The sequence below is a fragment of the Streptomyces sp. cg35 genome (assembly GCF_050410835.1).
Classification (GTDB): Bacteria; Actinomycetota; Actinomycetes; order Streptomycetales; family Streptomycetaceae; genus Streptomyces.
Genome location: NZ_CP191268.1, coordinates 4995133 through 5016573, shown reverse-complemented (window position 1 = coordinate 5016573; position 21441 = coordinate 4995133). Strand labels below are relative to the sequence as shown.

At 72.0% G+C, this 21441-nt stretch carries 19 protein-coding genes; 11 read left to right on the top strand and 8 right to left on the bottom strand.

The window, feature by feature from the left end; genetic code table 11:
• Positions 1-10 precede the first annotated feature (10 nt).
• Positions 11-1459, bottom strand: a complete 1449-nt coding sequence (locus ACQUQD_RS22850; protein ID WP_428953989.1) for an NCS2 family permease — start codon at positions 1457-1459, stop codon at positions 11-13.
• A gap of 255 nt (positions 1460-1714) precedes the next feature.
• On the opposite strand from ACQUQD_RS22850, the gene ACQUQD_RS22845 reads away from it, so the two are divergent.
• Positions 1715-1978, top strand: a complete 264-nt coding sequence (locus ACQUQD_RS22845) for a DUF2530 domain-containing protein (protein WP_428953988.1) — start codon at positions 1715-1717, stop codon at positions 1976-1978.
• Positions 1979-2079: 101 nt separating this feature from the next.
• A complete protein-coding gene (locus ACQUQD_RS22840) occupies positions 2080-4479 on the top strand; it encodes an HAD-IC family P-type ATPase (protein ID WP_428953987.1) in 2400 nt (799 codons plus the stop codon).
• 7 nt (positions 4480-4486) lie between these two features.
• Here the strand turns inward: ACQUQD_RS22840 and ACQUQD_RS22835 are convergent, their stop codons facing one another.
• The 4 genes from ACQUQD_RS22835 to ACQUQD_RS22820 all read right to left on the bottom strand — a co-directional run bounded on the left by ACQUQD_RS22835 (position 4487) and on the right by ACQUQD_RS22820 (position 10536).
• On the bottom strand, positions 4487-4849 hold the full coding sequence (locus ACQUQD_RS22835) for a hypothetical protein (protein WP_428953986.1): 363 nt from the start codon (positions 4847-4849) through the stop codon (positions 4487-4489).
• A gap of 389 nt (positions 4850-5238) precedes the next feature.
• On the bottom strand, positions 5239-6129 hold the full coding sequence (locus ACQUQD_RS22830) for a DUF5707 domain-containing protein (protein WP_428953985.1): 891 nt from the start codon (positions 6127-6129) through the stop codon (positions 5239-5241).
• Positions 6130-6290: 161 nt separating this feature from the next.
• Positions 6291-9386 (bottom strand): sacsin N-terminal ATP-binding-like domain-containing protein, encoded by a 3096-nt coding sequence (locus tag ACQUQD_RS22825; protein ID WP_428957633.1) that lies wholly within the window; start codon positions 9384-9386, stop codon positions 6291-6293.
• 223 nt (positions 9387-9609) lie between these two features.
• Entirely contained in the window at positions 9610-10536 is a 927-nt protein-coding gene (locus tag ACQUQD_RS22820; protein WP_428953984.1) for a DUF3027 domain-containing protein, read from the bottom strand.
• 380 nt (positions 10537-10916) lie between these two features.
• Here ACQUQD_RS22820 and ACQUQD_RS22815 point away from each other — a divergent pair, with 380 nt between their 5' ends.
• The 4 genes from ACQUQD_RS22815 (at position 10917) to ACQUQD_RS22800 (ending at position 14593) form a co-directional block, all read left to right on the top strand.
• Positions 10917-12257 (top strand): MFS transporter, encoded by a 1341-nt coding sequence (locus ACQUQD_RS22815; protein WP_428957632.1) that lies wholly within the window; start codon positions 10917-10919, stop codon positions 12255-12257.
• A 346-nt stretch (positions 12258-12603) separates the two neighbouring features.
• Positions 12604-13080 carry a DUF2771 domain-containing protein gene (locus tag ACQUQD_RS22810; protein ID WP_428953983.1) on the top strand — a complete coding sequence of 159 codons (477 nt, stop codon included), beginning with the start codon at positions 12604-12606 and terminating at the stop codon, positions 13078-13080.
• Entirely contained in the window at positions 13050-13742 is a 693-nt protein-coding gene (locus ACQUQD_RS22805) for a futalosine hydrolase (protein WP_428953982.1), read from the top strand. Before ACQUQD_RS22810 ends, ACQUQD_RS22805 begins: the two co-directional genes overlap by 31 nt.
• Complete coding sequence (locus ACQUQD_RS22800) at positions 13739-14593, top strand: 1,4-dihydroxy-6-naphthoate synthase (RefSeq protein WP_428953981.1); 855 nt, start codon at positions 13739-13741, stop codon at positions 14591-14593. Before ACQUQD_RS22805 ends, ACQUQD_RS22800 begins: the two co-directional genes overlap by 4 nt.
• Positions 14594-14605: 12 nt before the next feature.
• Here ACQUQD_RS22800 and ACQUQD_RS22795 read toward each other — a convergent pair whose 3' ends face one another.
• Positions 14606-14989, bottom strand: coding sequence for a cold-shock protein (locus tag ACQUQD_RS22795; RefSeq protein ID WP_338697769.1), 384 nt, complete (start codon positions 14987-14989; stop codon positions 14606-14608).
• Between the two features lie 153 nt (positions 14990-15142).
• Between ACQUQD_RS22795 and ACQUQD_RS22790 the strand changes: the two genes are divergently transcribed.
• Positions 15143-15400, top strand: coding sequence for a hypothetical protein (locus ACQUQD_RS22790; protein WP_428953980.1), 258 nt, complete (start codon positions 15143-15145; stop codon positions 15398-15400).
• On the opposite strand, the gene ACQUQD_RS22785 is transcribed toward ACQUQD_RS22790, so the two are convergent.
• Positions 15373-16038 (bottom strand): HAD family hydrolase, encoded by a 666-nt coding sequence (locus tag ACQUQD_RS22785; protein ID WP_428953979.1) that lies wholly within the window; start codon positions 16036-16038, stop codon positions 15373-15375. The genes ACQUQD_RS22790 and ACQUQD_RS22785 overlap by 28 nt on opposite strands.
• 74 nt (positions 16039-16112) lie before the next feature.
• Between ACQUQD_RS22785 and ACQUQD_RS22780 the strand changes: the two genes are divergently transcribed.
• The 4 genes from ACQUQD_RS22780 to ACQUQD_RS22765 all read left to right on the top strand — a co-directional run bounded on the left by ACQUQD_RS22780 (position 16113) and on the right by ACQUQD_RS22765 (position 20277).
• Positions 16113-17117: a FecCD family ABC transporter permease gene (locus tag ACQUQD_RS22780; RefSeq protein ID WP_428953978.1), complete on the top strand. Its 1005-nt coding sequence runs from the start codon at positions 16113-16115 to the stop codon at positions 17115-17117.
• On the top strand, positions 17114-18184 hold the full coding sequence (locus ACQUQD_RS22775; RefSeq protein WP_428953977.1) for a FecCD family ABC transporter permease: 1071 nt from the start codon (positions 17114-17116) through the stop codon (positions 18182-18184). The genes ACQUQD_RS22780 and ACQUQD_RS22775 overlap by 4 nt, the downstream gene beginning before the upstream one ends.
• The gene (locus ACQUQD_RS22770) at positions 18181-18975 is read left to right on the top strand and encodes an ABC transporter ATP-binding protein (RefSeq protein ID WP_428953976.1); all 795 of its coding nucleotides are present in this window, start codon (positions 18181-18183) and stop codon (positions 18973-18975) included. Before ACQUQD_RS22775 ends, ACQUQD_RS22770 begins: the two co-directional genes overlap by 4 nt.
• Before the next feature lie 324 nt (positions 18976-19299).
• The gene (locus tag ACQUQD_RS22765) at positions 19300-20277 is read left to right on the top strand and encodes an ABC transporter substrate-binding protein (protein ID WP_428953975.1); all 978 of its coding nucleotides are present in this window, start codon (positions 19300-19302) and stop codon (positions 20275-20277) included.
• Between the two features lie 68 nt (positions 20278-20345).
• On the opposite strand, the gene ACQUQD_RS22760 is transcribed toward ACQUQD_RS22765, so the two are convergent.
• Positions 20346-21419 (bottom strand): hypothetical protein, encoded by a 1074-nt coding sequence (locus ACQUQD_RS22760; protein WP_428953974.1) that lies wholly within the window; start codon positions 21417-21419, stop codon positions 20346-20348.
• Positions 21420-21441 lie beyond the last annotated feature (22 nt).

Genomic DNA, 21441 nt, shown 5'->3' with positions numbered 1-21441 from the left:
CACCACCGGATCACGTCAGGCCGAGCGCCGGCATCAGGTAGTAGAAGGCGAAGACCGCCGCGACCGCGTACATGGCGGCCGGCACCTCCTTGGCCCGGCCCGCGACCACGCGCAGCACGGTGAAGGTGATGAAGCCCATGCCGATGCCGTTCGTGATCGAGTACGTGAACGGCATCATCAGCATCGTCACGAACGCCGGGATGGCGATCGTCCAGTCGTCCCAGTCGATGGCGCGGATGCCGCCCGACAGGATCAGGAAGCCGACCGCGAGCAGCGCGGGGGTGGCCGCCTGGGACGGGACCATCGTGGCGATCGGCGTGAGGAACAGCGCGACCGCGAAGAGGCCGCCGGTGACGACGTTGGCGAGACCGGTGCGGGCGCCCTCGCCGACACCGGCCGTGGACTCCACGAAGCAGGTGGTGGCCGAGGAGGACGAGGCGCCGCCGGCGGCGACGGCGATGCCGTCGATGAACAGGACCTTGTTCATGCCGGGCATCTGACCGTTCTCGTCGGTCAGGTGCGCCTCGTCGCTGATGCCCATGATCGTGCCCATGGCGTCGAAGAAGCACGACAGCAGCACGGTGAAGACGAAGAGGACGCCGGTCAGGATGCCGACCTTCTCGAAGCCGCCGAACAGGCTGACCTCGCCGACCAGGCCGAAGTCCGGGGTGGAGACGGGGTTGCCGGGCCACTTCGGGGTGGTCAGACCCCAGGACGGCACCTTGGCGACGGCGTCGATGATCACCGCGGCGACGGTCATCACGACGATCGAGATCAGGATCGCGCCCGGCACCTTGCGCACGAGCAGCGCCAGGGTCAGCAGCACGCCGAGGACGAAGACCAGGACCGGCCAGCCGTTGAGGTGGCCGTCGGCGCCGAGCTGCAGCGGCACCGTGGTGTGCGCGGCGTCCGGGATGCGCGAGACGAAGCCGGAGTCGACGAGACCGATCAGCATGATGAACAGGCCGATACCGATGGCGATGCCCTTGCGCAGGCCGAGCGGCACGGCGTTCATCACGCGCTCGCGCAGACCGGTGGCGACCAGGAGCATCACCACGAAGCCGGCGAGGACGACCATGCCCATCGCGTCCGGCCACGACATGCGCGGCGCGAGCTGCAGGGCGACGACGGTGTTCACGCCGAGGCCGGCGGCGAGCGCGATCGGCACGTTGCCGATGACACCCATGAGCAGCGTGGTGAAGGCGGCGGTCAGCGCGGTCGCGGTGACCAGCTGGCCGTTGTCGAGCTGGTGCCCGTACATGTCCTTCGCGCTGCCGAGGATGATCGGGTTCAGCACGATGATGTAGGCCATCGCGAAGAACGTGGCGAAGCCGCCACGGATCTCACGGGGGACCGTCGAGCCGCGCTCGGAGATCTTGAAGTACCGGTCGAGGCCGTTCTTCGGGGTCGAGGGCGGCTGATCGTTGGCATCGACCGGGGCGGTGGCCGAAGTGGACATGGATGACCTCAGCGGTATTCAGGAGAGCGGCTTCTGCGGGCAAGAACGTGATCGAGTCTGATCCTCGCGTGATCACCAGCGGGTTTCCCCGATGTTTCCGCTGGTGTTTCGTACGAACAGAAGTAGCCAGACTCAGGCGGTTTCAGTATGAACATATGAGGCCGAAATCGCTATCTCCGCGCGTAGACCCTTGGTGCGCAAGGGGAGTACGGGGTTGCGGGGCCGATCGTTTCCGGCTCCTCGTAAGCTGTGCACATGGCCGCATCTCTTTCGGGATCCCCGAAGCACGAGGCACCGGAACCCCTTGAGGGGCCCGTGGTCGCCACCATCACCGGCGGCACGATCCTGTGGTTCGTCCTCTTCCTCGTCCAGTTGCCGTTCTACGGCTGGTTCGAGGACCGCGGGACGACCTGGTGGGTGTGGACCTGTCTGGCGGGAGCCGGGCTCGGCCTCATCGGGATCTGGTACGTCCGCAAGCGCGACGCGGCGATCAAGCGAGCGGCGGCGAGCGCCCCGTAGGGGACGCCCGTACAACCCTCGGAGCACGGGCCTCCTCCCCTGGTCGGATCTTTCGCCCACCCGACGGGTGAACCCCCCAAATCGCCCGTACTGTCGTTCCCATGACCCATATCGACGCGGGCGCCGAACTGGACCCGGTGCACCCGGTACCGGTGCCGGAACGGGCGACGGGCCTCACCACCTCCCAGGTCGCGGAGCGCGTGAGCCGCGGCGAGGTCAACGACGTACCGGTGCGCAGCTCGCGCTCGCTGACGGAGATCGTCCGCGCCAACGTCTTCACCCGCTTCAACGCGATCATCGGCGTGCTCTGGCTGATCATGCTGTTCGTCGCGCCGATCCAGGACAGCCTCTTCGGCTTCGTGATCCTCGCCAACACCGGCATCGGCATCGTTCAGGAGTGGCGGGCCAAGAAGACCCTGGACTCGCTCGCCGTGATCGGCGAGGCGAAGCCGACGGTGCGGCGCGACGGAGTGGCCGCCGAGATCTCCACCTCCGAGATCGTGCTCGGCGACCTCATCGAGATCGGCCCCGGCGACAAGATCGTGGTGGACGGCGCGTGCGTCGAGGCCGACGGCCTGGAGATCGACGAGTCGCTGCTGACCGGTGAGGCCGACCCGGTCGTGAAGCAGCCCGGCGACGCGGTCATGTCGGGGTCGTTCGTGGTCGCGGGCGGCGGCGCGTTCACCGCGACGAAGGTGGGACGCGAGGCGTACGCGGCCCAGCTCGCCGAGGAGGCCAGCCGGTTCACCCTCGTCCAGTCCGAGCTGCGCTCCGGCATCTCCACCATCCTCAAGTACGTGCAGTGGATGATGATCCCGACCGCGATCGGCCTGGTCATCAGCCAGCTCGTCGTCAAGGAGCACAACTTCAAGGACTCGATCGCGCGCACGGTCGGCGGCATCGTGCCGATGGTCCCCGAAGGGCTGGTCCTGCTCACCTCCGTGGCCTTCGCGATCGGCGTCATCCGGCTCGGCCGCAAGCAGTGCCTCGTCCAGGAACTCCCCGCCATCGAGGGCCTGGCCCGCATCGACACCGTCTGTCTCGACAAGACGGGCACGCTCACCGAGGGCGGCATGGACGTGGCCGAGCTGCGCCCGCTCGGCGGCGCCGACGAGACGTACGTACGCAAGGTCCTCGGCGCCCTCGGCGAGTCCGACCCGCGGCCCAACGCCTCGCTCCAGGCCATCATCGACGCCTACCCGGACAGCGAGGACTGGCGCTGCACGCAGGCGCTGCCGTTCTCCTCGGCCCGCAAGTACAGCGGCGCCGCCTTCAGCGAGGGCGACGGGACGGGCAGCGCGTGGCTGCTCGGCGCGCCCGACGTGCTGCTGCCCGCCGGCGACCCGGCCCTCGCCGAGATCGAGGAGCTCAACCAGCAGGGCCTGCGCGTGCTGCTGCTCGCCCGCGTCACCAGAGACCTGGAGGACCCGCGGGTCAAGGAGGACGCCGGGCCGGCCGCGCTCGTCGTCCTGGAACAGCGCCTTCGCCCCGACGCCGCCGACACCCTGCGCTACTTCGCCGAGCAGGACGTCAAGGCCAAGGTCATCTCCGGCGACAACGCCGTCTCCGTGGGCGCGGTGGCCGGCAAGCTCGGCCTGAGCGGCGCGGAGAACACCGTCGACGCCCGGACCCTGCCCACCGACCAGGCGGAGATGGCCGACGCGCTCGACGAGGGCACGGTGTTCGGCCGGGTCACCCCGCAGCAGAAGCGGGACATGGTCGCGGCTCTCCAGTCGCACGGGCACACCGTCGCGATGACGGGCGACGGCGTGAACGACGTGCTCGCGCTCAAGGACGCCGACATCGGCGTCTCGATGGGCTCGGGCTCGGAGGCGACCCGGGCCGTCGCCCAGATCGTGCTGCTCAACAACAGCTTCGCGACGCTGCCCTCGGTCGTCGCGGAGGGCCGCCGCGTCATCGGCAACATCACGCGCGTGGCGACGCTGTTCCTGGTGAAGACCGTCTACTCGGTGCTGCTCGCGCTGCTCGTGGTCTGCTTCCAGGTCGAGTACCCGTTCCTGCCCCGGCACCTGACGCTGCTGTCGACCCTGACGATCGGCATCCCGGCGTTCTTCCTGGCCCTCGCGCCCAACAAGGAGCGGGCCAAGCCGCACTTCGTACGGCGGGTGATGCGGTACGCGATCCCGGGCGGGGTCGTCGCGGGGCTCGCCACGTTCGTGATGTACATGATCGCCCGGCACTTCTACACGGGCTCGGGCTCGCTGGGCGCGGAGACCAGTTCGGCGACGCTGACGCTGTTCCTGATCTCGATGTGGGTGCTTGCCATCGTCGCCCGCCCCTACACGTGGTGGCGGTTGTGCCTGGTGGCGGCGATGGGCCTCGCGTTCCTGCTGGTCCTGGTCGTGCCGTGGCTGCAGGACTTCTTCGCGCTGAAGCTGGTGGGTACCGCCATGCCGTGGACGGCGGTGGGCGTCGCGGCGGTGGCGGCGGTCGTCCTCGAATTCCTGTGGAAGTGGGTCGACCGCCGCTTTCCGGCGTGACCTCGGCTCAGAGCCAGCCCTTCTTGCGGACGAACCCGAAGGTCGCGAGGGCCGTCAGCAGCACCGTGCCGACCAGGATCGGCAGGGCGTAGAAGTTGTCGAAGCCGTACTCGTCGAGGTGGGCGAAGTTGGCTCCGGGGATGGCCGCGAAGGTCGACGGGATGACGAACATCAGCGTCATCGCCGTGAGCCTGCGGTTCTCGACCGTGGACGTCACCTGCTCCTCGGTCAGCGTGTTGAGCCGCTCCATGTCCCGGTTGAAGTCCCGCAGTTCGTCGCGGATCTCGGTGAGCAGGGCGATGGTCTGCGGGGTGCCGGCGGCGCCGTCCAGGGCCCGGTTCAGGTCGCGGGTGCCGGTGTTCGTGGTCATGGGTTCTTCTCTCTTCTGCGGCCGTCTCTGCGCACACGGGCATGACGGAGCGTCACGTACCGGCGGTGAGCGCACACGAGGGTGCGGCGGTCACGGCACGACGCGGGTACGCCTACGGGTGAGGTGACGCGGAGGGGTGTGGGGAAAAGCGCGACGACGTGCGGCTACGGACTCAGATCGAGCCGGAGGTCGAGGCGACGCGGTGCTGCAAAACAGTGCAACTCGGACTGTGGTCCATGGCGGATCGCCTCCTCTCGGCCGGTCGTGCGGCGTTCAGATCGCGCCTCACACGCTAACAGTGGTCCTACGGCCCCCAGGGGGGCGAAAAGTCCCGCGGCCCCGGGACGAAGGTCCCGGGGCCGCGGTCAGGGCGAGCGGAGCGCGTGCGCTCAGTTCACGTCGACGAAGTCGCTGGTCGACGTGACCGCCGGGGTGGTGGAGGTGCCGGCGAACTTGTAACGGAAGTAGCCGTCCGCGGACGCGGTGACCGTGGTCTTCAGGTTGCCCTTGGAGTCCGAGGTCACCGTCTTGACGTTCGAGTACGTGCTGGAGGTCTTCTTGCGGTACTGGAGCGTCACCTTCTGCTGGGTGTAGCCCGCGTACTTGCCGGTGTCCCAGTTGGCGCGGGACAGCAGGCCGGTGACCGTGATGGTCCTGCCCTTCTTGACCGGCTCGGGGGCGGCGTTGGTGGTGAGCTTGGAGTAGCGCTTGGTGCTGTAGGACTTGACCTTCTCGCGGATCGAGTAGTCGTAGTCCTTGGCCTGCACGGCCGCCATGACCTTCCAGGAGCCGGCGTCCGTGTTGTACAGGTCGTACGGGTCGACGGTGAAGCTCAGCGTGCAGGTCGACGTGGTGGAGTTGACCGTCTTGCAGGTGGTGGCGCCGTCGGCCTCGTTCTGCAGGGCACCGGTGTTGGAGGACTCCAGGTCCGTGCCGTGGTACACGAGCGCGTACCCGGAGGTGTTGTTGATGCCGGAGTCGTCCGTGGCGGTGAAGGTCACCTTGAAGTTGGCCTTGGCCGAGACGCCGAGGACGACGTCCGTGCCGCCGTGGACGACGACGTTCGAGATGGCGGTGTCGCCGTACTGGTCGTCGTTGCCGGAGGTGGCGGCGAACGTGGAGGCACGCGAAGCGGCGTGAGCGGCCTTGAAACCGGAGTTCACGTGGTCGGCGGCTGCGGTCAACGAGTTGTTGCCGTCCGCCTGCGCCGGGACGGCGAACGCGGTGAGGGCCAGGGCGCCGGAAACCGTCACGGCGGCCGCGGTGGCACGTATGCGCATGTGTTCCCCATTGGTGGAGAAGGGACCCGCGGTACTGGTGCTGTCACGCGGGCCCAAGTGGTCTAGGGGTCTGTTGACCCGCCAGATAGACCCGTGACCCGCGTGACTGGTTGTACGCCAGGTGAGAATTTTGTGATTGATTGACGAAGATCGGGTGCGGCTCAGTCGAACCAGCGGTCCCGCGCCAACTCCTGGGTGCGCGAAGGGTCTTCCAGGAGCGCCGCCACCTCGAACCGCCGCGGCCACTGCCCCGCCGCCCACGCGAGCCCCGCGGCGACCCCCTCCAGCGTCGCCGCGTGCACGGTGCCGTCGGGGCTGCGGCGCCAGTCGACCTCGGTCCCGGCGACGTACAGCTCCTCGTGCTCGACGTACGAGGCCGGGGTCGCGGCCCCGAGCAGCGTGCGCACGGAGTCGGGCACGGGGTGCTCGGCCCCCTCGGAACCGGTGATCTCGGCGTCCACGGCCTCGCTCAGGCGCCGCACCTGGAACAGCTCGGCGAGATGCGCGGCCCCGGACGGTGCGACGGGCAGCAGCGGGCGCCCGGCGGCGAGCGGGATCAGGTCGGGGGCGTCGGCGACGAGGGCGTCCGCCGCGTCCACGACGGTGACCTCGCCGTCGACGACGGCCCGCAGGTCGTCGGGCAGGGTGACCTGTTCGGGGTCGAGCGCGGCCAGCTTGCCGTACAGCGCGTGCAGTTGGGCCGCGCCCACCGGCCGCTCCGGGTCGGCGAGCCGATCCAGGAGCTCGGCGGCGCCGCCGGGCTCGTCGAGCAGCGCGGCCGCCGAGGTCCGCACGCCGAGGGCGCGCAGCACCTGCTCGTCGTCGAACCCGGCGGCGTCGGCGGCCTCGTACAGGCCGACGAGCAGCGGGTCGCCGCCTTCGGCGCGCAGACCGGCCGGCCGGCGGCCGTCCAGGACCGGATTGCCGCGCAGCCACCACGCCGTGTACGGGCGGACGAGCTCGTGGGTGCCGTCGGGCAGCAGGATCCGCACGGGCTGGGTGAGGGCGTCGCGCAGCGGGGGCCGCGAGAGCAGCGCGAGGGCCTGCGGCCACCGCTCCTCGTCCACCAGGTCCAGATCGCGTACGGCGACCAGCTCGGTGGCGACCGGCGGCACCGGGGTGTCGGGCAGCCGGTCCAGGACGTCCTCGCACCACACGTCGACGGCGTCGAGCAGACCCGCGTCGTCGGGCTCGGGGTAGTCGCTGTCGCGCGGGTCGAGTTCGTCGGGGTCGAGGACCACGTCGGTGGCGCGGACCAGGGCGAAGGTCGCGAGCACCCCGCAGGCGGCGAGCGGCTGCTCGCCCCACCGCTCGGCCAGCTCCTCGTCCGCGCAGGGCAGTTCGCCCTCGCGCAGGACGGACGCCAGGGGGCTGCCGGGGAGCACCAGTTCGGCGGCCGGGGCGAGCTCGCCGGTCTCGTCGGGCAGGGCGAGGGCGCCGAGCCACGGTTCGTCGCCGACGTCGAGGTGGGCGTCGCGCACCAGGGTGAGCACGACGTCCGCCAGCTCGTCGGCATCGAGCGTGCCTTCGTCGTCCCAGGCGGGCTCGTCGTCCAGGGACGCGGCGACGGCCGCCCGCAGCTGAGGCGTCGTCAGGACGGCGCGCGGCGTGGCGGGCAGTGCGCCCAGCTTCTCCAGGAGCGGGTGGGCGGCGTCGGCGTGGGCCACCTTGAGGCCGAGCCGGGCGAGGGCGTCGCCGGGCACCGCCGACGCCTCGGCGGCCGGCAGCAGCACCTGGCGCGGCCCGATGACGGTCCGGCCCCCGGCGAGCGGCACGGGCAGCCCGCTGAGCCGGTCGGGGTCGACCCCGGCGAGGGAGTCGTAGAGCCGCCGCCACCAGCCGGGGTCCTTCTCCAGGCCGGCCAGCCGGTCGATCGCCTCGGTCAGCGGGACGCGGGCGACGCCCAGCGTGCGCAGCTCCACGCGCCGTTCCAGCCCGGCGGGCAGCAGGCCGGTCAGCACGTCGGCGAGGACGCGCACGGTGTCGGCCCCGACGCCCTCGACGACCTCGGCGTCCCGCGGCTTGAGGGCGGCGGGCCGGTCGTCGTCATCGGAGGCGGGCGCCAGCGCCGGAGGCAGGAAGGCGGTGCGGGGCAGCCGTTCCAGGATCGCGGCCCGCAGCGCCCCGTCCAGCTCGCTCTTGCCGAGCGGGCCGGGCACGAGGTCGAGGATGCCGGGGCCCACGGGCCGCCAGTCGCCGAGCAGTTCGGTGTACGCGTCGGCGGCGCGCTCGGTGAGGAACCCGGTGAGCGGGCCCGGCGCGACGTGCCGCCGGGCGGTGTCCAGCGGGAACGAGGCGATGAGCAGCGCGGGCACGCCGAGGGCCTCGTCGCTCGGCGTGGGGGCGTGCAGCACGGGCGCGCTGCGCGGACTGCTCGGGGCGCCGTCGTCGTCGACCGGCACGGCCCAGGTGACGGACCAGTGGGGGCGCAGCCGCTCCTCGACGGGCCGGTCGGCGAGCAGGTCGGGGGTGAGGGCGCCGGTCCGGGTGACGGTGCGCCAGCGCAGCTCGGCGGGCTCGCGGGCGTCGTCCGAGATCACCGTGTACGCGTCCGTGGTGCGGCGGCGCAGCACGCGCGTCCCGGCGTCCGTGGTGACCGTGACCTCGGCGAGGCCGGGCAGGGCGAGCAGCAGCGTGTCGTCGACGTCGTCGAGGAGGCGGGCGGCGAGCGCCTCGGCGGCCTGGTCGCGCAGCGGCAGGATGACGACGGTGTCGTACCCGTCGGGCGCCTGGCCCTCGGCCGCGAACGGCAGCCGCAGCAGCGGTACGTGGCCGTCCCGGCGGCGCAGTTCGTCGCCGAGGCCGGGGCTGTGCCGGGCCACCTCGGCGGCGGCGATGCGCGCCTCGCCGAGCGACCAGCGCACGCCGCCGGTCCGCCCGACGACGGCGGGCTCGTCGGACACGGCGAGCACGGCGGCGAACCCGACGCCGAACCGGCCCACGGCGGTGCCGGAGTCCTCCCGCTTGGCGGAGGCCCGCAGGGTGGACAGCGACTCGACACCGGTGGCGTCCAGCGGGGCGCCGGTGTTCGCGGCGGCCAGCACGCCGTCCCGCAGGGTGAGCGCGAGCCGGCCCCCGGCCCCCGCGCGAGCGGCGGCGTCGGCGGCGTTCTGGGCCAGCTCGACGACGAGCCGGTCACGGTAGCCGCCGAGGGCGAGGTCCTCCTCGGCGTTCGCGTCCTCCCGGAACCGGGCCGCGCTCCCGGTCCATGCGTCCAGCACGCCGCGCCGCAGCCTGGCGGTGCCGAACGGGTCCATGCCCTCGGGTGCCGGCCCCACGATCTTGCTGACGCTCACGGGTGTCTCCTCCGGGCGGCTGTTGTCGGTCGGCCCGCACGGTATCGCGGCCACGGATCTGCCTCGCGAGCACCGTCGCCGGGTACGGGTCCGGTGGGGGCTGGCCGCGCGGGGAACTGCGCGAGCGGCCACGACGCAACCGGTACCCGCCTACGAAGCAGTCACCCGGCAGACGAGTGGGCGGCTACGAGTGACCCAGATCGTCCGCGCCCTCGGCCGGGGCCACGGTCACCGACCCCGCATCGGCGTCCGGCCGCAACGGAAGCGCATCGACCAGGGTCTCGTCGATCACGGGCGCGGCCGGCCGCGGAGGCTTCGGCATGACCGCGGCCTCCGAATGGCCGCCGCAGCCGTACGACAGGGACACGACCCGCCCGTCGGCCGGCGAGAACTCGTTCGCGCACACGCCGAAGGCCTGGCCGAGGGAGCCGCCGATCGGGGAGAGGAACCCGCACGAGACACAGGTGGCCGGGGCCGCCTGCGCCATCGGGGTCTTCGCGCCGAAGGACTCCTCCCAGCGGTCGGCCGCGACGTGCAGGCCGTAGCGCGACAGGACGCGCGCCCGGCGCATGCCCAGCTCCTCCGCGACCGCCGCGATCGACCCGCGGGACGGCACGACGGGCAGATCGGAGACCGGCCCCTCGGTCACCTCGACGTCCTCGGCCTCGACCAGCTCGGCCATCTCCTCGGAGACCGGCGCGTTCGGCGGCGGCGCGTCCTCGCCGGAGTAGCCCGGCTCCAGACGGAGGTCGTCGGCCTCGGTGGGCAGAAGATCGCCGGGTCCCAGGTCGCCGGGGCGCAGCCGCTCGCTCCACGGCACCCACTCGGGGGCCAGCAGGGCGTCCGGGCCCGGCAGGAGCACCGTCTCGTCGAGGGTGACGTACTTGGCGCGCGAGGCCCGGGCCACGGTCACGGCCCAGCGCCAGCCGCGGTAGCCGAACTCCTTGCACTCGAAGAGGTGCGTGACGACGCGGTCGCCCTCGACCACCGTCTCGACGTGCTCGCCGACCACACCGGGCGCGGCGGCCTCCTCGGCCGCGGTCCGGGCGAGATCGACCGCCTCGGCGCACAGGCGGTCAGGGGTGCGGCTTCGCGTTGTCGCTGCGCTCACAGGTATCGCTTCTCTCCTACGCCGTCTCACGAGTGCGCCATCCTGTGTGCGGGAGCGCGGACGGAGCGGACCGGAGGGCCGCGTCGACGTCCGCACCCGACGTTCCGGGCGCACCTACGCCATCCATTCTGCGGGATGGCCGAGAGGCGCGCGGCCGATAACAACCGCCGCGGGCGCGCTACGCACGCTACCTCGTCCGGCGCCCCGCGCCCACACCGACGTACGAGCCGCACCTGACGCGAAAGCCGACCCGCGTACCCATATCGGCACTAGTACGCCCGTTCAAGGGGCACTATGACTGGGTGGCTACCGCAAGGTCGTCGTCCGGTTCGTCGCGTGCGACGGGAGCGTCGGCGTACGCACAGAGCGGTTCGGGCCCGGTGCGCGGGGCCGTCCGCTCGGTCGGGCGTGCCCTGCACCTGCCGTTCACGGGCACGGCGCGCGGTATCCGAAAAGTGACCCACGCGCACGGCGCGGGCGAGTCGGGCCTCGGAAAACTCATCGAACTCCACGCGGTGAACGGCGCCGGCGACGTCATGATCACCGTCGCCCTCGCCTCGACGGTCTTCTTCTCCGTGCCGACGGACGAGGCGCGCGGGCGGGTCGCCCTGTACCTGGCCATCACGATGGCGCCCTTCACCCTCCTCGCCCCGGTCATCGGCCCGCTCCTGGACCGGCTGCCGCACGGGCGGCGGGCCGCGATGGCCGGTTCGATGCTGGCCCGGGCGCTGCTCGCGCTGGTCCTGTCGGGCGCGGTGGTGAGCGGCGGCATCGAGCTGTACCCGGCCGCGCTCGGCGTCCTCGTCGCCTCCAAGGCGTACGGAGTCGTCCGCTCGGCGGTCGTGCCGCGGCTGCTCCCACCCCGCTTCTCCCTGGTCAAAGCCAATTCCCGGGTCACCCTGGGCGGTCTGCTCGCCACCGGGGCCGCCGCGCCGGTCGGCGCGGGCCTGCAGCTGCTCGGGCCGCGCTGGCCCCTCTACGGCGCCTTCGTGATCTTCATGGCGGGAATGTTCCTGTCGATCTCGCTGCCGCCCAAGGTCGACTCCGCCAAGGGCGAGAGCAAGGCCCTGCTCGCCGCCGACGAGGCGCATCTGCACGGCCCCGTGAAGAAGCAGCGCAGGCCCGGCCTGCGCACCGTGGGCACGGCGGTCACCCACGCCCTCGCCGCGAACGCCACGCTGCGCTGTCTGTCCGGGTTCCTGATCTTCTTCCTGGCGTTCCTGCTGCGGGAGCACCCGCTGACCGGGCAGAGCGCGGCCATGTCGCTCGGCCTGGTGGGCGTGTCGGCCGGGGCGGGGAACGCGCTGGGCACGGCCGTCGGGGCGTGGCTGAAAGCGCGGGCGCCCGAGGTCATCATCGTGACCGTGGTGGCCGTGGTGCTCGGCGCCGCGATCACCTCCGCGATCTTCTTCGGGGCGTTCATGACGGCGTGTCTCGCGGCGGTCGCCGGTTTCGCCCAGGCCCTGGCGAAGCTTTCGCTGGACGCGACGATCCAGCGGGACGTGCCGGAGGCCGTGCGGACGTCCGCGTTCGCCCGCTCGGAGACGCTGTTGCAGATGGCGTGGGTGGTGGGCGGTGCGATCGGGATCGCGCTGCCGTTGAACGGGACGTTGGGGCTTTCGGTGGCGGCGGGCATCGTGGCGGTGGGATGGGCGTCGACGGTGCGGGGTCTTCTCTGGGCCGCGCGTCGAGGGGGGCCCGCGCGCACGCGAGTGGCTTAGCGCCTGCCGGGTCTCCGTGCGGTGCCGGGTGCGGGTCCCGTCGTGGCTGGTCGCGCAGTTCCCCGCGCCCCTGAGATGCGCACTTCGTGCGCCATCTCAGGGCGGAGATGGCGCATCTCTTGATGGAGGCGCGGCGAAGCCGCAGGCCTCCAGGGGCGCGGGGAACTGCGCGAGCAACCACCCACTCACCGTCAGCCGCCAACCGGGGACCGGGGACGCGAGGAACCGCGCGAGAAGCCCCGCCGGACCCGTACCCGGCAATGCGAGCGCAGCGCCCCGGCGCCCCGGCCACGCCGACGGACCACCCACCCCGAGACGTACCGGCGGCGCCCGATAGCCTTCGCCCATGACCTCCCAGCGTTTCGTAGTGCGCCACAGGCGCACCGTGGCCGCCGTCGGTGCCGTCGGCGCCGGACTGCTCGTCCTCTCCGCCTGCGACAAGCCGACCCCGCTGGCCACCGTCACGGTGGGCCGCGACACGGTGAACTCCGAGGCCTCCTGCTACAACGACGGCAAGGCGCTCAAGCCGACGTCGCTCGAGGGCTGCCTGAAGGACAAGGACGCCAAGTCCATCAAGGTCGACCCCGACGAGACGGTCCGCATCGGCGTCGACCCGGAGATCGCGGACAAGGGCTGGACGATCCTGATGAACGGTCAGCCGCTGACCGACTCCAGCAAGAAGACGTACCGCACGGTCCCGGGCAGCGTGTTCTTCAACCAGCAGTACGGCGCCACCGGCGGCTCCACCACCGTGACGATCCTGCAGGGCGGCGACTCCAAGGCGTACGGCCTGTGGTCGTTCAAGCTCAAGAAGGACTCCTGACGGACACCGGCACCCGCGTACTGATCGCCACCGCGGTCCCGGCCGAACGGGACGCGGTGGCGCGGGCACTGCCCGCCCACCCGGCGGTCGACGTCGTCGCCGTGGGCGTGGGCCCCGCGGCCGCCGCGGCCGGCACCGCCACGGCCCTCACCAAGGCCGAACTGACCGGCCGCCCGTACACACTGGTCGTCTCCGCCGGCATCGGCGGCGGTTTCGCCACCCCGCCCGGCACGGTCCTGATCGCCGACGCGATCACCGTGGCCGACCTCGGCGCCGAGACCCCCGAGGGCTTCCTGCCGGTCACCGAACTCGGCTTCGGCACCGTCACCCACCGTCCGCCGGCTTCCCTCGTACGAGACCTCGCCGCGGCCACCTCCGCCACCGTCGGCACCGTGCTCACCGTCTCCACGGTGACCGGCACCGCCGACCGCGCCGCGCTGCTCGCCCAGCGCCACCCCGGCGCCGTCGCCGAGGCGATGGAAGGATTCGGGGTCGCCGAGGCCGCCGCCGCGCACGACGTGCCCGTGGCCGAGATACGCGCCGTCTCCAACGCCGTCGGGCCCCGCGACCGCGCCGCCTGGCGCATCGGTGACGCGCTCGCCGCGCTCACCGACGCGTTCAGGAAGTCGGCGCCCGTACTGGAGAGTTGGAAGAACACATGACTGACACGACGCGCATCGCCTTCTCGCCCTGCCCGAACGACACCTTCGTCTTCGACGCCTGGGCCCACGGCCGCGTCCCCGGCGCCCCCGCGCTCGACGTGACCTTCGCGGACATCGACATCACCAACGGCGTCGCCGAGCGCCGCGAGGACGCGTACGACGTCCTCAAGGTCAGCTACGCGGTCCTGCCGTACGTCCTCGACGACTACGCGCTGCTGCCGTGCGGCGGCGCGCTGGGCCGCGGCTGCGGCCCGCTGGTCCTCACCCGGGAGCCGGGCGTGGACCTCTCCGACAAGCGGGTCGCGGTGCCGAGCGAGACCTCGACCGCGTACCTCCTGTTCCGCCTGTGGGCGGCGGACACGGTCCCCGGCGGCGGCGTCGGCGAGATCGTCGTCATGCCGTTCCACGAGATCATGCCCGCGGTGCGCGACGGGAAGATCGACGCCGGGCTCGTCATCCACGAGGCCCGCTTCACGTACCAGAACTACGGCCTGCACAAGCTGGCCGACATGGGCGAGCACTGGGAGGCCACGACCGGCCTGCCGATCCCGCTCGGCGCGATCATCGCGCGGCGCGATCTGGGCGCCGAGAAGCTGACGGCGTACGCGGAGGCCGTCCGCACCTCGGTCCGGATGGCCTGGGACGATCCGGAGGCCTCGCGCCCGTACGTCATGGCGCACGCCCAGGAGATGGACCCGGCCGTCGCCGACCAGCACATCGGGCTGTACGTCAACGAGTTCACCGCCGACCTCGGCGAGGACGGCTACGCGGCGATCCGGGGCCTGCTGACCCGGGCGGCGGCCGAGGGCCTGGTCCCGGCCCTCGCCCCGGACGCCCTCGCCTTCCCGTAGGACGGCGGCGGCTCAGACGTCCAGCTGATCGGCCACCGCGCGCAGCAGACCGGCGATCTTCGCGCCGGCGGCCTTGTCGGGGTAGCGGCCGCGCTCCAGCATCGGCGTGATGTTCTCCAGCAGCGTCGTCAAGTCCTGGACGATGGAAGCCAGTTCGTCCGGCTTGCGGCGCTGCGCCGCGGCGACGGACGGGGTCGGGTCGAGGATCGTGACGGAGAGCGCCTGGTCGCCGCGCTGGCCGGCGACCACCCCGAACTCGACGCGCTGGCCGGGCTTGAGGGCGTCGACACCAGCGGGAAGTACGGAGGAATGCACGAAGACGTCACCGCCGTCGTCGCGGGAGAGGAAGCCGAAGCCCTTCTCGCTGTTGAACCACTTGACCTTGCCGGTAGGCACGTGAAGTCCTCGTCCTCGTCACTGAAAGAAAACGCTCTGGATAGCAGTACAGCGGGTCGTGGTACGACCCGCCGCCCCCAAGACTATGGGTCCCGGGGCCGCTGACAAGACGTCGCCGAATTGTTCCTTCGGGCTGGGAACTACCCTGGCTGGGTGCGCGACAAAACCCAAGTCAATTCCCGGGCGACCGAGGCGGGGCCCGGCGACGGCCTCGTGAAAGCGGGCGGCATCGTCTTCATCGTGGGGGCGATCGCCACCCTCGTCACGGTGGCCCCGCTGTTTCTCGGCACCGACCCGTTCCCGCCGCTCGCCTATGCGGTCTGCATGCTGATGGGCGTCGGTTTTCTGCTGGCCGCGGCCGGCGTGGTCCGCGGCATCTCGGCTCAGCGCCGGGCGGCGCGCTCCACGTAGCTCTCCAGCCAGGCCGGGAACGCGGTCAGGTCCGGCAGCACCACGTCGGCGCCCGCCGCCTTCAGCTCGTCGGCGTCGCAGGGCCCGGTCGTGACGCCGACGGAGAACGCGTCCGCGGTGCGCGCGCCGCGGACGTCGCCGATGTGGTCGCCGACGTAGACGCTCGCGCCGTGCTCGCGCAGCGCCTCCGCCTTGCCCTCGGCCCACAGGTTGCCGACGACGACGTCCGCGTCGATGCCCAGGTGGTCGAGGTGGAGCTTCGCGTTCGGCTCGTACTTGGCGGTGACGACCATCGTGCGGCCGCCCGCGGCGCGCACGGCGGCCATCGCCTCGTGGACGCCCGGCATGGGCAGGGTGGGCTCGATGGCGTATGTGGGATACATCTCACGGTAGAGATCGGCCATCGCCGGGACCCGCTCCGGCGGGCACCAGTTGGCCAGCTCGTCGACGAGCGGCGGCCCCAGACGCGTGACGACCAGATCCGCGTCGACGTACAGGCCGGTCTGCTCGGACAGGGCCACCCAGGTCGCCCGGATACCGGGACGCGAGTCGATCAGCGTCATGTCGAGGTCGAAGCCGACGGTGGGTCCGGTGGGTCCAGGGCGATCGGTGTCTATGAGGGCAGCCATGGGGGCCATTGTGCCCCGGCATACGATGACCCCGCACAGCTCGCACTTAGCCAAGCCTTACCAAGCCCATGCATCGGAGCCCCATGCCTGTCAGACGCCGTGACGTCAGGGTCCTCGCGATCGTGGCCGCGGCCGTGGCGCTGGCCCTCGCGGTGCTGCTCAGCCTTGCGGTGGGCGCACGCGCGATCGCGCCGTCCGCCGTGTTCGACGCCCTGCTGCACGGCGGTCACAGCGACGCCGCCGAGGTGATCCGAGGTCTGCGGCTGCCGCGTACGGTCATCGGCCTGATGGTCGGCGCGGCCCTCGCGCTGGCCGGCACGGTCCTGCAGGGCATCACCCGCAACCCGATCGCCGACCCGGGCATCCTCGGCATCAGCCAGGGCGCGTCGGTCGGCGTGGTCCTCGCCCTCGCGTACCTGGGCATCCACACCCTCACCGGCTACGTGTGGTTCGCGTTCGCCGGGGCGGGCCTCGCCTCGGTCGCCGTCTACGCGATCGCGTCCAGCGGCAGAGGCGGCGCGACCCCCATGAAGCTGGCCCTGGGCGGCGCCGCGATCAACGCGCTCCTGGTCTCGGTCACGACCGCGATCCTCACCACCAAGGCCTCGGCGCTCGACGAGTTCCGGTTCTGGCAGGTGGGTTCGCTCTCCGGCCGCGACGCGGACCTGGTCGGCCAGGTCTGGCCGTTCCTCCTCGTCGGCACGGTGCTGGTCCTCTCGGTGGCCCGCGGTCTGGACGCGCTGGCGCTCGGCGAGGACGTGGCGAAGGGCCTCGGGCAGCGGGTGGCGACGGTACGGATCGTCGGCGGCCTGGGCGCGACGGTCCTCACCGGGGTCGGCGTCGCCGCGGCCGGCCCGATCGCCTTCATCGGCCTGGCCGTCCCGCACATCGCCCGCGCCCTGGTCGGCTCGGACCACCGCTGGCTGCTGCCGATGGCGGCGCTCACGGGCCCGGTGATGCTGCTGGTCTCCGACACGGTCGGCCGGGTGGTCTTCCCGCCGAGCGAGGTGCCCGCGGGCGTGATGACGGCACTGATCGGCGTCCCGTTCCTCGTCACACTCGTCCGCAGGAAGGCGGTACCCGCATGAGCGCCACACTCACCCGTGTCCGCCCGTCCGGCTACACGCTCGTCCGCGCGGGCCGGGCCCGCTTCCTCCTGCACCGCAGGGCGGCGGCGGTGGCGGCGATCCTGACGATCGCGCTGGCCGCGAGCTGCGTGGCGTACCTGTGCGTGGGCGAGACGTTCACGAGCCCCGCCGAGGTCTTCAAGGTCCTCACGGGGCAGCCGTCGCCGGACGAACTCGTCGTGGGCACCCTCCGGGAGCCCCGCATGGTGGTCGGCCTGCTGGTCGGCGCGGCGTTCGGCGTGGCCGGGGCGCTCATCCAGACGGTGGCGCGCAACCCCCTGGCCAGCCCGGACATCATCGGCATCAGCCAGGGCGCGAGCGCGGTGACGGTGGCGGCGATGACGTTCGGCCTCACCTCGTACGCGTTCCTCCCCTACGTCTCCGTGGCCGGCGGAGTCGTCGCCGCGGCCCTGGTCTACGTCTTCGCGTGGCGCGGCGGCCTGCACGCCACCCGCTTCGTCCTGATCGGCATCGGCTTCGCGATCGCCCTGCGCTCGATCACCACGCTGTTCATGACGAAGGGCGACTACCTGGTCGCCCAGCAGGCCCAGATCTGGATGACGGGCTCCCTCAACGGCCGCGGCTGGCCGGAGGCCCAGCCGCTCGCCTGGATCCTGCTGATCCTGGCCCCGTTCGTCGCCTGGGCGGCACGGGCGCAGCGCACGGTCACGATGGACGACGACACGGCGACGGCCCTCGGCATCCGGCTCGGCCGGGTGCGCCTGGGCCTGGTGGCACTCGGCGTGATCCTCGCGTCCGTGGCGACCGGGGCGGCGGGCCCGGTGGACTTCGTGGCGCTCCTTGCCCCCCAGATCGCCCGCCGTCTGACCCGCACGGCACAGATCCCGCTGCTCTGCTCGGCCCTCCTGGGGGCGGTGATCATCGTCGTGGCCGACCTCCTGGCGCGCCGCCTCTTCTCCCCCACGGAACTCCCGGTCGGCGTCCTCACGGCGGCCGTCGGCGCCCCGTACCTGATCTGGCTGATCGTCCGCAGCCGCACCGTCCGCCCTTCCGGAGGCACCGCATGAGCCGGCTCTCGGCCCGCGATCTGACGCTCGCCTACGAGGACCGCACCGTGGTGCACGACCTCGACCTGACGGTGCCCGACGGCCGCGTCACGGTCATCGTCGGCCCGAACGCCTGCGGCAAGTCGACGACCCTCCGGGCCCTCGGCCGCCTCCTCAAGCCGGCCGGCGGCTCGGTCCTCCTGGACGGCAAGGCCCTGACGGACCTGCCCACCAAGAAGATCGCCCAGCAGATCGGCCTGCTCCCCCAGTCGCCCACGGCCCCCGAGGCGATCACGGTCGCCGACCTCGTGTCACGCGGCCGCCAGCCCCACCAGAGCTGGTGGCAGCAGTGGTCGGACGCGGACGAGAAGGCGGTCACCGAGGCGATGCGCCGCACCGACGTCGCGACCCTCGCGGACCGCAACGTGGACGAGCTCTCGGGCGGCCAGCGCCAGCGCGTCTGGATCGCGATGGCCCTCGCCCAGGAGACGGACATCCTCCTCCTCGACGAGCCCACCACCTTCCTGGACATCTCGCACCAGGTCGAAGTCCTCGACCTGGTAAGGCAGTTGAACCACGACAAGGGCCGTACCATCGCCCTCGTCCTGCACGACCTGAACCAGGCGGCCCGCTACGCCGACCACCTGGTCGCCATGAAGGAGGGCCGCATCGTCGCCGAGGGAGCCCCGGCGGAGATCGTCACGGCGGATCTGGTCAAGGAGGTCTTCGGCCTGGACTGCGTAGTGGTCCCCGACCCGGTGACGGGTTCCCCCCTGGTGGTCCCGGGCCGCCCCTGGAGCGCCACGGGTTGAGGGTCAGCCGTTAGGACGCCCCGCGCTGCACCCCAGCCCCGGGGCTCCGCTCCTCAATCGCCGGAGGGGCTTGATTGGTGTACTCGCGTACGAGACGGGAGGGGCCGGTCTGGGTATGTGCGCGCGCAGCACAGCTCACGCGGTGACGAAGCCCGAAGCAACCGGCGAGGCCATCAAGATGGCGAGCACGGACATGCCCAGGGCGGCCCCGCACCCACCCACACACCTGTCGGAGACAACGGAAAGCCGCCAACCGAAGCCCAGACGGCCACCCTCCCTTCAAAGCGCACCGCCCACGAACGCCCCCGCACCGAAAGGCAACACATGAGCGCCTCCCTCACCCGCCGCGGCCCCCTCGTAGGCACCCTCGCCCTGGCCCTGACCCTGACAGCGGCCTGCAGCTCCAACGACTCCGGCTCGCCCGATTCCGCCTCCAGCACCGCAGGCACCGGCACGCACACCGTCAGAACCGCCATGGGCGACGTCAAGGTCAAGAACACCCCGAAGCGCGTGGTCGTCCTCGACACCGCCGAACTCGACTCGGCGATCACCCTCGGCGTCCACCCCGTGGGCGCCACCCGCGCCGGCGCCGAACAGTCCTTCCTCTCCTACCTCCCGAAGTCGCAGACCACCGGCATCACCGAGGTGGGCGAGATCGCGAACGCCAACCTGGAGAAGATCGCGGGCCTCAAGCCCGACCTCATCCTCAGCAACAAGGTCCGCGACGGCGGGCGTTACCAGCAGCTCAGCGCCATCGCCCCCACGGTCCTCACGGAGTCGACCGGCTACCCCTGGAAGCAGAACTTCCTCACCCACGCCGACGCCCTCGGCAAAAAGGCCGAGGCCAGGACCGTGATCAAGAAGTACGAGACGCACGCGGCGGCCGTCACGAAAGCACTCGGCGGAAAGACGAAGGCAGCCGCCACGGACGTGAACGTGGTCCGCTTCGTCGAGGGCGCCGACATCCGCATCTACGGCAAGCAGAACTACATCGGCACGATCCTGGCCGACGTCGGTCTGGGCCGCCCGGCGATCACCGACAAGGCCAAGGACGGGTTCTCGTACGACGTCAGCCCGGAACAGATCGACAAGGCGGACGCGGACGTCATCTTCACGTCGACGTACGGCAATCCGGGCAAGGCGAAGGTCACGCAGACCACGACGAGCGGCCTGTGGCGGGGACTCAGGGCGGTCAGGGACGACAGGGTGTTCCAGGTGGACGACGAGCTGTGGATCCAGGGCATCGGCTACACGGCGGCGAACAAGATCCTGGCGGAACTCCGGTCGGACCTGACGAACTGACCCCGCACCGGCACCTCTGACCGGCGCCCCTAACCGGCACGCGCACCGGCCCCCCGCACCACCACACCTCACATGCGGCTGCGCTGCGATCGCCACACCAGATACAACGCGGAGGCGATCGCGGCACAGCGCAGCACCCACGGCCAGGTCTCCCCGAGCGCCCCGCTCATCCGCCCGTCGGGAATCGGCGCGCCCCAGCGCCCTTCCGTGCGTCCCCACAGCCAGACGATGCCGCCCACCACGGCGAGGCCCGGCAGACCGAACACGGCCCACTTCTTCTGCCCGATCGTCAGCCGCCGGGACAGATAGACGACGGCCCAGCCGATGAGCAGCGCGAGAACGTTGCCGAGAACGGCACCGGCGACGAGGGCGACGGCGGCGAGGAGCAGCAGGGGGTTGGTCCAGCCCGCGACAGGGGCGACCCGCGGCACGAACCGCCGCGCCCCCCGCCCCCGGCCCGCCTCGGCCTCGGCACCGCTCCCGTCACCCTCCGCGTCTCCCGCGCCCGCACCCGTACCCGCCCCCGCCTCACCAGGACCGGACGGCTTGCGCAGATCGGGCCCCCCGCCCCGCGAAGAGGACCGCGGGGGCGAGCCCGGCGGCGGCTTGAGGATGTCGGGGATCTCCACGCCGCCCACGAACCCCGGCACCGTGTCCGTGTCGGCGAGCGACCCCGCTCCTCCGGCACCGATCCGCCACCAGTCGTCCTCCCCGCCGGACGCCCCGAGTTCATCGGTCCCGGCGAGATGCGGCGGCGACGGCGCGCCGGAGTCGTCGCGGGCGGGCTCGTCACGGGCGGGATCGCGCCGGGGCCGCGGCACGATCCGCCGCAGCCCGCCGCCCTTGGGAGCGCGCTGCTCGGGCAACGGCCGGGTCAGCGGCGCCGCCGGGTCGGCGGCGGCCCCGCCCGCCCCGCCCTCTTGGGCCCCGCTGACTATCCGGTCGGGGCTGCCGAGCCGGTCCAGGATGCGGCGCACGGCGGCCGGGCTGTCGACGGTGACCCGGGCGCGGCGCCGGTCGATCTCGCCGCGCAGCTCCGTCACCAGCCGCATCCGGGTCGCCGACGGCAGCTGCCGCTGCTGGGCCAGGTCTCCGACCCGGCTCAGATAGTCGAAGACGAGCTGATCACTCTCGATCCCCACGAAGTCCCCTCCGGGGTGGCGC

Excerpts from the sequence above, each read along its gene's own strand:
- ACQUQD_RS22850 (WP_428953989.1), bottom strand. The coding sequence starts at position 1,459 with ATGTCCACTTCGGCCACCGCCCCGGTCGATGCCAACGATCAGCCGCCC.
- ACQUQD_RS22845 (WP_428953988.1), top strand. The coding sequence starts at position 1,715 with ATGGCCGCATCTCTTTCGGGATCCCCGAAGCACGAGGCACCGGAACCC.
- ACQUQD_RS22840 (WP_428953987.1), top strand. The coding sequence starts at position 2,080 with ATGACCCATATCGACGCGGGCGCCGAACTGGACCCGGTGCACCCGGTA.
- ACQUQD_RS22835 (WP_428953986.1), bottom strand. The coding sequence starts at position 4,849 with ATGACCACGAACACCGGCACCCGCGACCTGAACCGGGCCCTGGACGGC.
- ACQUQD_RS22830 (WP_428953985.1), bottom strand. The coding sequence starts at position 6,129 with ATGCGCATACGTGCCACCGCGGCCGCCGTGACGGTTTCCGGCGCCCTG.
- ACQUQD_RS22825 (WP_428957633.1), bottom strand. The coding sequence starts at position 9,386 with ATGGACCCGTTCGGCACCGCCAGGCTGCGGCGCGGCGTGCTGGACGCA.
- ACQUQD_RS22810 (WP_428953983.1), top strand. The coding sequence starts at position 12,604 with ATGACCTCCCAGCGTTTCGTAGTGCGCCACAGGCGCACCGTGGCCGCC.
- ACQUQD_RS22800 (WP_428953981.1), top strand. The coding sequence starts at position 13,739 with ATGACTGACACGACGCGCATCGCCTTCTCGCCCTGCCCGAACGACACC.
- ACQUQD_RS22785 (WP_428953979.1), bottom strand. The coding sequence starts at position 16,038 with ATGGCCCCCATGGCTGCCCTCATAGACACCGATCGCCCTGGACCCACC.
- ACQUQD_RS22780 (WP_428953978.1), top strand. The coding sequence starts at position 16,113 with ATGCCTGTCAGACGCCGTGACGTCAGGGTCCTCGCGATCGTGGCCGCG.
- ACQUQD_RS22775 (WP_428953977.1), top strand. The coding sequence starts at position 17,114 with ATGAGCGCCACACTCACCCGTGTCCGCCCGTCCGGCTACACGCTCGTC.
- ACQUQD_RS22770 (WP_428953976.1), top strand. The coding sequence starts at position 18,181 with ATGAGCCGGCTCTCGGCCCGCGATCTGACGCTCGCCTACGAGGACCGC.
- ACQUQD_RS22765 (WP_428953975.1), top strand. The coding sequence starts at position 19,300 with ATGAGCGCCTCCCTCACCCGCCGCGGCCCCCTCGTAGGCACCCTCGCC.